The sequence below is a fragment of the Burkholderia sp. Bp9142 genome (assembly GCF_003853415.1).
GTDB lineage: Bacteria > Pseudomonadota > Gammaproteobacteria > Burkholderiales > Burkholderiaceae > Burkholderia.
Window position 1 is genome coordinate 57,792 of record NZ_QTPP01000003.1, and the last position, 12,058, is coordinate 69,849.

Here is a 12,058-nt window from a genome sequence, read left to right on the forward strand (position 1 = left end):
CCGCGCGCCGCGCGGTGGCCGTGCGTCGACAGGCTGCCTGCCGTCGTTCACGCCGCCGACATGCGCGCCACGCACACTGAGCGTCGGCTTGCTTCACACAGCAACCCTGAGGGAGAAGTGTCGATGTCGACTCGCATCTGTTCGCGGGAAGCCCGGGCCGCGCAACGCTTCGTCGAGGCGACGCGCAACGTCGATCAGGCGTTTCGCGCGGTACGCGGCGAAAGCGACGACGACATCTCGTCGGCCGAATATGCACGTGCGATGTCGCGCCTCGATCGCGCGCTCGACGAACTGGCGCGTGCGCAGGAATGCTTCGATCGCGTGGTGAGCGCCGACACGGCGCGCGGCATCTGAATGCGCGGCTTCTGCATTCGCTTGCGCCGCTGTCGTCTTCCGTTTTTCGTTTTCGTTGTTTCGCCGCGTCGCGTGACGCCTGGCGTGACGACGTGCCATGCACCCGCTTGCCGGACGAGAGCGTCCGGCGCGTCAGCCGTTCATCCCCCACCTCCCAGCCATCGCACGCGCCGCATCATGCCGGCGGGCCGCGCGCATCCGGTTTCAGCGGACGAACATCACACCTTCCGCCCTTCGACCGGATAGCCGGGATCCGTATAACCGTGCGTCGACGCATGCCCCGGCGGCACCAGCGAATCGACGAAGCGTTCGTCGTCGGGGCCAAGTTCGAGCGTCAGCGCATCGACGTAGCTGTCCCAGTGCGCCTCGGTGCGCGGCCCGGCGATCGTCGAGCTGACGATCCGGTTCTTCATCACCCACGCGAGCGCGAACGCGACCGACGTCGTGCCGCGCGCCGCCGCATGCGCGGCCACCTGCCGCGCGACGTGCAGCGACTCGGGCCGCCATTCCGTCTGCTGGATGCGCCGGTCGCCGCGGCCCGCACGCGAATCGGCGGGCGGCTGAGTGCCCGGCGCGTATTTGCCGGTCAGCACGCCGCGCGCGAGCGGGCTGTACGGCACGACGCCGATGCCGTAATGCGCGGCCGCCGGCAGTTGTTCCACTTCGGCCGTGCGATCGACGAGGTTGTACAGCGGTTCGCTCGCAACCGGACGGTCGATGCCGAGCTGGTCGGCGACGCGCACGATTTCGGCGATGCGCCAGCCCTTGAAGTTCGACAGCCCGACGTAGCGCACCTTGCCCTGCCGGATCAGGTCGGCCACCGCACGCATCCCTTCTTCGAGCGGTGCATCGGTCAGCGTGCGATGGAAATACAGGATGTCGATGTAATCGGTGCCGAGCCGCTTCAGGCTCGCGTCGACCGATTCGCAGATCCATTTGCGCGACTGGCCCTGACGGTTCGGCCCGGCGTCCGGTCCGGCCGGATAGCCGAACTTCGTCGCGACGACCCAGCTGTCGCGATGCCGCGCGATCGCGCGGCCGACGATTTCTTCCGAGCGTCCGGCGTGATAGACGTCGGACGTGTCGATGAAGTTGACGCCCTGGTCGAACGCCTTGTCGATGATGCGCGCCGACGTCGCTTCGTCGGTTTCGCCGCCGAACATCATCGCGCCGAGACACAGCGGCGACACTTTCAGCGCGCTGCGCCCGAGATAGCGGTAATCCATGCAAGAGGCTCCATGCGGGCGAGCGCCCGCGCCGGTTCAGGTCAGTTGAATCGGTGCGCAGGTCGCGCTCACACGCCCGCTTCGTCGAACACGCGCTTCGCGATCGGCAGCGCCGAGCTGGCGGTCGGCCAACCCGAATAGAACGCGAGATGCGTGATCGCCTCGATCAGCTCGTCGCGCGTGATGCCGTTGTCGAGCGCCTTCTTCAGATGGAACAGCAGCTCGTTCACGCGATACAGCGCGACGAGGCTCGCAACCGTGATCAGGCTGCGATCGCGCGGCGACAGGCCGGGGCGCTGCCACACGTCGCCGAACAGCACGTTGTCGGTGTAGTCGGCGAGGGCCGGCGCGATCGCGCCGAAGGCCTGGCGCGCGGCGGAAGTCGGTTCGGACATCGAGGGCTCCGGAGGACGTGGAAGACATCGACGATGGTAGCCACCGACGCGCTTATCGATAATCCCCAGGAATGCGCATGCACTTATCGAACCGGCTCATGAATGGCCGGGGTGGCGCAGCGCGTCGACGATCAGCGCGAACGCGCGCGACGATTGCCGCCGGCTCGCGTAGTACAGGTGATGGCCCGGAAACGTCGGACACCAGTCGTCGAGCACGCTGACGAGCCTGCCGGCGGCGACGTGCGGCGCGGCGAGCTCGGCCGGCACGTAGGCCAGGCCGTAGCCGGCGCGCGCCGCGTCGAGCATTTCGTAGGTGCCGTTGAACGTGACCTGGCCGTCGACACGCACCTGCAGCGTGTCGTCGCCGCGCGCGAGTTCCCATGCGTACAGCGCGCCGTGCGTCGGCAGGCGCAGGTTGATGCAGTCGTGCGCGACGAGATCCTGCGGCGTCGCGGGCGGCTCGCGCTCCGCGAAATACGCGGGCGCGCCGACGATCGCCATCTTCAGGTCCGGCGAGATGCGTACCGCGATCATGTCCTTCGCGACCTGGTCGCCGAGCCGCACGCCGATGTCGAAGCGTTCCGCGACGATGTCGGACAGTCCGTAGTCGGTCACGAACTCGACCTTCAGGTCGCGGTAGTCGCGCAGGATCGGCGACAGCTTCGGCCACAGCAGCGTGCGGATCACGTAGTCGGTCGCGTTGATGCGCACGGTGCCGGCCGGCTTGTCGCGCAGCTCGGCGAGCGCGGACAGTTCGGCCTCGATTTCGTCGAAGCGCGGCGCGAGGTTGAGCAACAGGCGCTCGCCGGCTTCGGTCGGCGCGACGCTGCGCGTCGTGCGCGTGAGCAGCCGCACGCCGAGACGCGTCTCGAGCGAGCGGATCGTATGGCTGAGTGCGGATTGCGACACGCCGAGCCGGGCGGCCGCGCGCGTGAAGCTGCGCTCGCGCGCGACGGCGATGAAGGCGAGCAGGTCCGCAAAGTTGTCGCGCGGCATGGAGGAAGTCGGGTGGTCGATGCCTGCGCATCCTACCATCGGGTCCGTCGCGCGATGCAACGGCGCAAGGGCGCGGCAGCGCCGCGCGCGTCGGGCCGCTCGCGTCACGCCTGCCGGATGGCGCGCGACGCGGGGGTGCGGATCCTATGCGTAGCCGCCGTGCTGGAACGACGCCGCGAAGAACTGCATCTGGTAGCGGATCGCATGCGCCCAGTAGTCCCACGTGTGACCGCCTGGACGCTCCGCATAGTCGTGCGGCACGCCGAGTGCGACGAGTCGTTGATGCAGCGTGCGGTTCGAGCCGACGAACGAGTCGTCGCGGCCGCAGTCGATCGTCAGGTCGAGATGCGCACGGACGAACGCGCGCGCGCTTTCGACGATCGCGTTGCGGTTCCAGAACGACGGATGGCGGCCGGGATCGCCGAACACGTGGTCGATGCCGGGCTCGTCCTCGCAGCAGCGCGGATCGACCGCGCCGCTGATGCTGCCGACCGCGCCGAACGTGTCGGGCCGGTCGAGCGCGATGCGCAGCGCACCGAAGCCGCCCATGCTGAGCCCGGTGATCGCGCGCGCGCCCTTGGCCGAGATCGTTCTGAAATGGGTGTCGACATAGGACACGACTTCGTCGCCGACGAAGGTTTCGTAGCGGCTGCCGGAGTCGAACGGGCTGTCGATGTACCAGCTTTCGTGTCCGCCGTCGGGCATCACCAGGATCACGTGATAGCGATCGGCCAGCGCGGCGATCCGCGTGTTTGCGGTCCAGTCGGTGTGGTCGCCGCCGGAGCCGTGCAGCAGGTAGACGACCGGGAAGCGTTCGACGCTGCGCTCAGGCCCGTGGCGCAGGCGCGCGTAGTCGTCCGGCAGCACGACGGTCGCCCTCAGTGTCTCGTTCATCGCCGCGCTCGGGATCGCGACGACCCGCGCCTGAAAGGCGAGGGCCGGGCCCGCGACGGCGAGCAGCAGCAGTAGCCAGAACGTGCGTACCAGGTTCATGGAGCCTCGCATGTGTCGTTTCCGTTCGGCAGTCGGGCATCGGGAAAACCCTGTTGGACGACTCTAGCAACCGCGCCTTTCAGCCAAATTTCGGCGAATCCTACGAGTTGTCAGGTGGCCGGCGCGCAGCCTGGCGGCCGCGCGCGTCAGTCGAGACAGCGCGCGAGCGCCTCGCGGAACGCGGTGGGCCGCTCGGCCGGTATCAGATGCCCGCAGCCGCCGATCGTGTCGAAACCGGCACAGCGCGCGAGCGCCCAGTCCGGCACATGCCAGCCCGCGCGCGAGCGTTCACCGGCGACGAGCCACACCGGATGGCGCTCGAATACTTCAGCGAGCGCTTGCAGATAGCCGGGTTCGCCGGTCGTCGCGACGACCGAGCGCCCCATCGCGCGCAGCGTCGAGGCAGGCTGATGCGCGAGCCAGCGGCGCGCGTCGTCGAGCTGGCGCGGCGACGGATCGTCGATCGCGCCGCGCAGCCAGCCGGACGGATCCCCGCGCAGGCCGTCGAGCATCGCGTCGGCTTGCGCGGGCGACATGCGGCCGACCGACGCCGACCAGAACGCATCGTCGAGCGTGAAGTTGCCTTCGACGTTGACGATCCGGCGCACGCGCGCCGGATGCGCATGCGCGAACAGCATCGCGATCGCGCCGCCGACCGAGTGACCGACGAGGTCGACCGGCTGCGCGCCGTAGTGCGCGTCGACGGCCTGCCGCACATGCTCGACCTGGGCGGCGAGCGTGATCGCGTCGAACGGCGCGCCGCGGTGGATGCCGTAGCCGAGCAGGTCGGGCGCGAGATGCGGGCCGGGCCATTCGGGCACGTCGAACGTGCCGATGAAACCGTGGATGAAGACGACGGGCGGGGTGGGTTCATTCATGCGGCGGCCGAGGAAGCAAGGGGCGGCAATTCGAGTTCGGCGAGCAGTTCGTCGAGTTCGAGCACGTGCGTGCGGTCGTGGTCGAGCAGCTCGCGCACGAGTTCGTCGAGCGACATGCGCCGGATGCCGTCGCGCAACCCGCAGCGTGCGAGTTCCGGCGGGTGCAGCGCCGCGGCCGTCGCGCACAGCGCGGCGCGTCCGGTGCGGAATGCGGCGAGTGCGTCGTCGAGCGGCTGGGCGAGGTAGTCGCGCTGTGCGGCGAGCGCGGTGCCGTCGACGGACGCGATCACCGGCAGCTCGTGCGTGCGCACGACATCGATGCGTTCGGCGAACACGGCGTCGAGGTCGCGCAAGTGACACGCATGTTCGATGAGCGAGAAGCCCGTGCCGGCCGGGCGGCGCGTGGCGAGCGCGGCGGGAACCTGCGCGGCATACGCGGCGATCCGGGCTGGCATCGCGGCCAGCGCGGCAACGACGCCGGCGAACGGCAGCACCTGCGGATACGCGCTGAACACCGCGCCGTAGCTGAACAGTGCGCCGCCGATCCGGCCGCGCGCCTGCACGACGTCGTGCCCGTGACGGCGCATCACGTCGGCGACCATCGCGCCGCAGAACTGGCGGGCGGTCGTATCGGCTTCGATTTCGGGGAACTTGTGCGCGATCTCGTGCTGGATCGCGCCGATCGCGGCGACGCCGACGCGCGACAGCGCCGCGAATTCGACATAGCGCTCGGGCTGCGCGATCAGCGCTTCGAGCTGCGCGCCGAGCGGCGTCGCGCGAAAACGGTCGAAACGGGAATGCATGACGAAAGCACCTCGCTTAGTAACGTGTCAAAACGATACGTTACTAAGCGAGGTGCCGTCAATCCCCGTCGATCCACTGGTTCGGACGATTCGGCCGGGACGCCCGCATCGTTGCCGCGGCGGCGCCCGGCCCGGGCCGGCTCATGCGTTGTGCTGACGGTCCATCTCCGCGCGCAGCCGCGCCTCCTGTTCCTGCAGCTCCGGCGTGAATGCTTCGCCGAAGTCCTCGGGCGAGAAGATCTGGCGAATCTCGATGTCCGATTCGCTCGGCATCGGATTCGGGCAGCGCTTGACCCATTCGACCGCTTCTTCCATTGAATTCACCTGCCATAGCCAGTAGCCGGCGATCAGTTCCTTGGTCTCGGCGAACGGGCCGTCGATGACGGTCCGGTCCTTGCCGGAGAAATGCACGCGCTTGCCGCGCGAACTCGGATGGAGCCCTTCGCCGGCGAGCATCACGCCGGCTTTCACGAGTTCCTCGTTGTACTGGCCCATCGCGGCCAGCAGTTCGGTATCGGGCATCGCGCCCGATTCGGAAAAGGCCGTTGCCTTGACGATCACCATGACGCGCATTGTTGGACTCCTTGAACGGGAAAAGGGGAATCCGCTGTCGCCGGCCGTGCGGACGGCAAAACGAGCGGTTACGACACTACGACGCGCGGCGATCGCGCGAATCGACATCGCACGCCAAGGAAATTCGATGACCGGTGACGGGGGCGGGCGATGGTCGTGGGGACGACATTCAGCCGCGGCCTGACGCGGCGAGCCGCGTAAGCCGATCCATTCCGGTGCGGATCGATCGCGCGGCGGCGTGCCGGAATCGCCGGTCAAAACTGGTATGCTGATCAGCATTACATTCATGCGGAGGGCGCCATGGCAACGAAGGAAGTCTCGAAGAAAAAGTACCTGAAGATTCTGAACAAACGCCTGCGGGCCGAACCGGGCGCACCGGACGGCGCGTCGTTCGTGTTCTTTCCGCTCGGCGCGAAGGCCAAGCAAGCGACGGGCGTCGTGTCCGGCGAGCCGCGCAGCAAGCGCGAACTCGCGGTGATGGCCGCGATCCAGAGCAAGGCGGCCGCCGAATACGTCGTGACCGGCGTTTGACCGGCGAGCCGCCCGCCCGCGGGCGCGTGAGCGCTACGCTGCGGCGGCCGCCTCGCAATGAGCAATCACACCGGCGATCACGCGCGGAATGTCGTGCGTGATCGCCGGGCCGTGCATCGGCAGGATGATGTCGAGATCGAGCGCCTGGATGCGGCGCAGCGCGCTCGCCAGGTGCGCGAGCGACGGCAGGTAGTCCGAGCGCGTGATTGCGTCGAGGATCGCGGGCAGCGGGTCGTCGGTCTCCTCCCTGCCGAAGCGCATCAGGATGTCCGACGACAGCAATGCCTTGTACGCCGGCAGATACACGACGAGCGCATCCCACTGATGCACGTGCTTCGTGAAGACCGGCACGACGCCGGTGCCCGACAGTGTCGTCGGCTCGCCGTCCTTCAGCGCAATCGTGCGCACGCCGAACACGTCGGCGAGTCCCCAGGTACACATCGGATGTCCGTACGCGACGAGCGCCGGGTTGACCGCGAGGAAGTCGGGCAGCGCGCCCATTTCGTCGGCCTCGAAGTGCGGGACGATCACGCTGCTGACCATCGAGGGCGCGATGCCGACGGTGTCGAGCGCCGCGCTCAGTTGCGTGAAATTGGAACGGGTGCCCGTTTCGACGCACAGCACGTCGCCGTGCGGCGATCGTACGAAGAACTGGCTGAAGCACAGGTTCAGCGTGTCGACGTAGGTCGTCGCGCGAAACAGGCCGTCGCGGACGGCGTCGATTCGGGAGGCGCTCATCGGGGATCCTCGCGCAGGGAAGGGGGAGCCGCGCCGCCCGCGCACCGCGGGTTGCGGTGCGGCAAGCGGCAGCGGTCGATCTTCCGAATCAGTCTAGCAGCGCTGCCCCGGATTCGCGAACCGGGGCGACCCCGCGGCCGGGCCGCGTCAGTTCTTCAGCTTGTAGCCGGTGCGGAACATCCACGCGACGATCGCGAGCAGGATCGCGAGGAACAACGTGGTCGCCGCGAGGCTGATCCCCACGTGCACGTCGGCGAGCCCGTAGAACGACCAGCGGAAGCCGCTGATCAGGTAGACGATCGGGTTGAACAGCGTGACGATGCGCCACGCGGGCGGCAGCATGTCGACCGAATAGAAGCTGCCGCCGAGGAACGTGAGCGGCGTGATGATCAGCAGCGGCACGAGCTGCAGCTTCTCGAAGCTGTCGGCCCAGATGCCGATCACGAAGCCGAACAGGCTGAAGGTGATCGACGTCAGCACGAGGAACAGCACCATCCAGAACGGATGCAGGATGTGCAGCGGCACGAACAGGCCGGCCGTCGCGAGGATGATCAGCCCGAGCAGCAGCGACTTCGACGCGGCCGCGCCCACATACGCGATCACGATCTCCCAGTACGACACGGGCGCCGACAGGATCTCGTAGATCGTGCCCGTGAAGCGCGGGAAGTAGATGCCGAACGACGCGTTCGAGATGCTCTGCGACAGCAGCGACAGCATCACGAGGCCCGGCACGATGAACGACCCGTAGCCGATTCCGTTCACGTCGCTGATGCGCGAGCCGATCGCCGAGCCGAACACGACGAAGTACAGCGACGTCGAGATCACCGGCGCGATGATGCTCTGCATCAGCGTGCGGCGCGTGCGGGCCATTTCGGCGCGGTAGATCGCGCGGATGCCGTGGAAATTCCAGTGCGCCATGTGTGTTACGCCCCTTGTGCGCCGTTGCGGCGGTTGTCGATCAGGCTGACGAAAATGTCCTCGAGCGAGCTCTGCGTCGTATGCAGGTCGCGAAAACCGATGCCGGCCGAGCCGAGCGCGTTGATCAGCTTCGCGATGCTCGCGTCGTCGCGCTGCGAGTCGTACGTATAGACGAGCGCCGCGCCGTCGTCCGCGCGGTCGAGCCCGAATGTGGCGAGTTCGGCCGGCACGGTCGCGAGCGGATGCTCGAGCTGCACGGTCAGCTGCTTCTTGCCGAGCTTGCGCATCAGCTCGCGCTTTTCTTCGACGAGCACGAGTTCGCCGCCGAGGATGATGCCGATCCGGTCGGCCATCTCCTCGGCTTCCTCGATGTAGTGCGTGGTCAGCAGGATCGTCACGCCGCTTTCGCGCAGCGAGTCGACCAGCTTCCACATGTCGCGGCGCAACTCGACGTCGACGCCGGCCGTCGGCTCGTCGAGGAACAGGATGCGCGGCTCGTGCGACAGCGCCTTCGCGATCATCACGCGGCGCTTCATGCCGCCCGACAGCGTCATCAGCTTGTTGTCGCGCTTGTCCCACAGCGACAGCGCCTTCAGCGTCTTCTCGATGTGCGCCGGATCGGGCGCCTTGCCGAACAGGCCGCGGCTGAACGACACGGTCGCCCAGACGGTTTCGAACGCGTCGGTCGTCAACTCCTGCGGCACGAGGCCGATCATTTCGCGGGCGGCGCGGTATTGATCGCGGATGTCGTGGCCGCCGACCGTCACGCGGCCTTCGGTCGGCGTGACGATGCCGCAGATCGAGCCGATCAGCGTGGTCTTGCCCGCGCCGTTCGGCCCGAGCAGCGCGAAGATCTCGCCGGGGCGGATGTCGAGGGTCACGTGCTTCAGCGCCTGGAAGCCGGACGCGTAAGTCTTGGAGAGGTCGGAGACGGAAAGGATCGGTTGCATGCTCACGGATGGCACGGCCGGTCGGTCCGACGCCGCGCGCCGCGCGTGCCCGGTGCCGCCGCCGTGAAGCGGCCGGTGTCGGGGGCGGCATGGCGAACGGGCGTCATGTCGAACGGCGTTGTGGTGCGGGATCGCAGGACCGCCATATTAGCAACCGGAAGATGGAATTGCATTTTGACGGAAAGGGTATGTGATGCCGGTGCGGGATTTGCAGGAAATGCCCGGGTGCCAGTCAATAATGCGATGCTTTATTTGAATCGAGCGAACAATGCGCGCCGTTTTCGCTCGATCGGACGGCGATCGCGCGTGCGCACGGCAGCGGGACGGGCGGGGCGGCCGACTGTGCAGCCCGAACGCTACCGCGCCGTACCGGGACGGCACGCGCCACGCGGTGCTGCCCGGCAGCTGCGGCACGCTCGCGATCATCGACTTGCAAGAGGGCGCCGCGGCATGCACGCGGGCCGCCGAAGGCCGGCCCGCCGGGCCTCGCGCGGGTTGACCGCCGTCATTCGAACGCGCGTTGTACCCTCGGGTATTTGTCTGAGCAAATAAATTGAAGGCCGTTTGAAAAATTGTCAAACACCCTGCACGCACTAGGATCGAGGGGGGCGGCGCGTTTGGAACTCTGCATCCATTTACTTGTGCGTTTCGTCCGATCATAGTCTCGAAAACGACGCATCACGATAACGAATCAAGCGTACGTACGGAGACCAATACATGAGACGCCTATCCGAGGGCCCGGCAGCACTGCCGTTTCCGCGTTTTTCGCCGGATGCGGGCGCGACGCGAGTCGCGCGCCTGCATCATCGCATCGCGTTGCCGCTGTAGCGACGCCCCCCATTCCGTTTCGACTTCCCCGATGGCGCCGTGCCGCATGACGGCGCCGCCGGATAGCGCTTGCCTGCCGCGGCGGTCGTGATCGCATCTGCTCGACCTGCAACGCGGCGCGCATTGCGCGCATCGTCATGCGCCGCGCACGCTCGCGGCGGCGCGATACCAACCGGCGGGCCACGCAGCCCGTCCGGACGAGACCTGTCGTATCTGAAAAGGAGGGGTTGATGCTTTGCATTCCTGAATGGCGGAAGGCGGTCCTGTCGTGCGCCGTGCTGGCGCTGCCGTTCGTCGCCGGTTGCGGCGGCGGCGACGATCCGGGCCCGATCAACGTGCCGCAGTGCTCGGGCAGCGCATGCGGGCCGAGCGGTGCCGAAACGACGCCGCCCGTCGTGACGAAGCTGTGTCCGGATTCGCTCGATTACACGACCACCTACACGGGCGGTTCGGGCAGCGGCGAATACGTGAAGGTGAAGTTCGACACGACGAAGCTCACCTACCAGATGCAGTTCATCGAATCGTCGGTGCCGACCTCGGCGGGGCAGGTCAACGACACGCGTGCGGGCCTGACGATCAGCGGCGCGTTCCATCATCCGGCCAACCTGCCGACGGCCGAGCAGAACCGCTGCGCGTTCGTGCTCGACAGCGGCGCGACGAGCGACGGCGCGTATTCGGTGACGATCAAGCGCACCGATCCGCCGATGCTGTTCGTCGGGAACGGGGTGGTCGGCGGCGGGATTCCGGGCGCGACGATCGCGTTTCCAGGCATCGAACTCCTGCCGGGGCTGTTCCTGGGCACCGTGCCGTCGCGCACGTTCGATTTCTATCCGTTCATCGGCTTCACCGACACCGAGACCGATTTCACGAAGGTCGCGGGCAACTACAACGAAGTGGGCATCCACCTGTCGCCGCTCGGCGGCAATGCGCAGAGCGCGAGCGGGCCGGTCGGCTGGGAGCCGGACGTCGTCAACTGGAACCAGACGTTCAATGCGGACGGTTCGTGCACGATCACGCCGAACAGCGACTACTCGTGCCAGACGACCGGATCGCCGTGGACGCTGCGCAAGAACGCGGATGGATCGAGCGACAACGTGTTCGTGAGCAATGCGGTGGCGAACCCGTTCGGCACGCCCGTGTATCCGCTCGCGGGGCAGGGGGCGTCGCTCGTGATCGCGCCGAGTCAGGCGAAGGGCATCATGATCGTCGGCAAGCTGAATGGCGTGCGTGTGCCGGTCGTGATCCGCGTCGGCTACAACCACGTCGATGCGGGCAATCTGCTCGCGTCCGTCGCCGATCCCGAAGTCGGCATCTCGATGCTTTCGTCGACGACCGCGATCGCCGCGAATTCCCTGAAGGGCGGCTACATCGGCGCGACCAGTGCGTCCGCATGCGGCGTCGTGACATCGACCGGCCAGGCGAACGCGCTGGCGACGGCGGGCCCGAGCTTCGACGTACACGTGCCGCACCCCGACCTGCCCGGCACGTTCACCAATGGCGCGTTCTATTCGGAGGCGGGCAGCTGCAACGACGGCACCGCCGTGTCGACGATCGCCGCGAACTACACGTCGACGCTGTTCCAGGGCGCCACCGCGGCGTTCATCGATCCGCAGACGTCGTCGGTGAGCTCGCAATTCGCACTCGACTACACGCAGGCCACGCCCGGCAAGATCAAGGTCACGGTCGCGCAGGACTTCAACGCGAAGGGCGCGAACGGCAACGTGGCGATCTTCGGCAAGGGCGACACGGGCTGGCTCGTGACGGCCGGGAATGTCTACGCGATGGTCGTCAACAACAACAAGGTCAATCCGTTCTTCACGGTCGGCGCATTCGTCCAGTAACGGCGCACTGAACCCGGAACACCGGCGGCGCACG

At 67.4% G+C, this 12,058-nt stretch carries 13 protein-coding genes; 3 read left to right on the plus strand and 10 right to left on the minus strand.

Annotated elements, in window-relative coordinates; all coding sequences use genetic code 11:
* Window positions 1-123: 123 nt before the first annotated feature.
* Entirely contained in the window at window positions 124-354 is a 231-nt protein-coding gene (locus tag DIE22_RS04515) for a hypothetical protein (protein WP_124495059.1), read from the plus strand.
* Window positions 355-572: 218 nt separating this feature from the next.
* Here the strand turns inward: DIE22_RS04515 and DIE22_RS04520 are convergent, their stop codons facing one another.
* The 7 genes from DIE22_RS04520 to DIE22_RS04550 all read right to left on the minus strand — a co-directional run bounded on the left by DIE22_RS04520 (window position 573) and on the right by DIE22_RS04550 (window position 6,218).
* The gene (locus DIE22_RS04520) at window positions 573-1,580 is read right to left on the minus strand and encodes an aldo/keto reductase (RefSeq protein ID WP_124604622.1); all 1,008 of its coding nucleotides are present in this window, start codon (window positions 1,578-1,580) and stop codon (window positions 573-575) included.
* Between the two features lie 68 nt (window positions 1,581-1,648).
* Window positions 1,649-1,975: a carboxymuconolactone decarboxylase family protein gene (locus DIE22_RS04525; protein ID WP_124604623.1), complete on the minus strand. Its 327-nt coding sequence runs from the start codon at window positions 1,973-1,975 to the stop codon at window positions 1,649-1,651.
* Window positions 1,976-2,071: 96 nt separating this feature from the next.
* Window positions 2,072-2,971: a LysR family transcriptional regulator gene (locus tag DIE22_RS04530; RefSeq protein WP_124604624.1), complete on the minus strand. Its 900-nt coding sequence runs from the start codon at window positions 2,969-2,971 to the stop codon at window positions 2,072-2,074.
* Window positions 2,972-3,115: 144 nt separating this feature from the next.
* Entirely contained in the window at window positions 3,116-3,964 is an 849-nt protein-coding gene (locus DIE22_RS04535; RefSeq protein WP_185640555.1) for an alpha/beta hydrolase family protein, read from the minus strand.
* Between the two features lie 146 nt (window positions 3,965-4,110).
* Entirely contained in the window at window positions 4,111-4,842 is a 732-nt protein-coding gene (locus DIE22_RS04540; protein WP_124495067.1) for an alpha/beta fold hydrolase, read from the minus strand.
* Complete coding sequence (locus DIE22_RS04545) at window positions 4,839-5,645, minus strand: DinB family protein (RefSeq protein WP_124495069.1); 807 nt, start codon at window positions 5,643-5,645, stop codon at window positions 4,839-4,841. Before DIE22_RS04545 ends, DIE22_RS04540 begins: the two co-directional genes overlap by 4 nt.
* 141 nt (window positions 5,646-5,786) lie before the next feature.
* Window positions 5,787-6,218: a YciI family protein gene (locus DIE22_RS04550; protein WP_124495071.1), complete on the minus strand. Its 432-nt coding sequence runs from the start codon at window positions 6,216-6,218 to the stop codon at window positions 5,787-5,789.
* A gap of 300 nt (window positions 6,219-6,518) precedes the next feature.
* On the opposite strand from DIE22_RS04550, the gene DIE22_RS04555 reads away from it, so the two are divergent.
* Window positions 6,519-6,749: a hypothetical protein gene (locus DIE22_RS04555; protein ID WP_124495073.1), complete on the plus strand. Its 231-nt coding sequence runs from the start codon at window positions 6,519-6,521 to the stop codon at window positions 6,747-6,749.
* A gap of 33 nt (window positions 6,750-6,782) precedes the next feature.
* Here DIE22_RS04555 and DIE22_RS04560 read toward each other — a convergent pair whose 3' ends face one another.
* From DIE22_RS04560 to DIE22_RS04570, 3 genes are all read right to left on the minus strand, one after another.
* Window positions 6,783-7,487 carry an MBL fold metallo-hydrolase gene (locus DIE22_RS04560; protein ID WP_124604625.1) on the minus strand — a complete coding sequence of 235 codons (705 nt, stop codon included), beginning with the start codon at window positions 7,485-7,487 and terminating at the stop codon, window positions 6,783-6,785.
* Between the two features lie 147 nt (window positions 7,488-7,634).
* A complete protein-coding gene (locus tag DIE22_RS04565) occupies window positions 7,635-8,405 on the minus strand; it encodes an ABC transporter permease (protein WP_124495077.1) in 771 nt (256 codons plus the stop codon).
* A gap of 5 nt (window positions 8,406-8,410) precedes the next feature.
* Window positions 8,411-9,355, minus strand: a complete 945-nt coding sequence (locus DIE22_RS04570) for an ABC transporter ATP-binding protein (RefSeq protein WP_124495079.1) — start codon at window positions 9,353-9,355, stop codon at window positions 8,411-8,413.
* 1,058 nt (window positions 9,356-10,413) lie between these two features.
* Between DIE22_RS04570 and DIE22_RS04580 the strand changes: the two genes are divergently transcribed.
* On the plus strand, window positions 10,414-12,024 hold the full coding sequence (locus DIE22_RS04580; RefSeq protein WP_124604626.1) for a DUF2957 domain-containing protein: 1,611 nt from the start codon (window positions 10,414-10,416) through the stop codon (window positions 12,022-12,024).
* Window positions 12,025-12,058 lie beyond the last annotated feature (34 nt).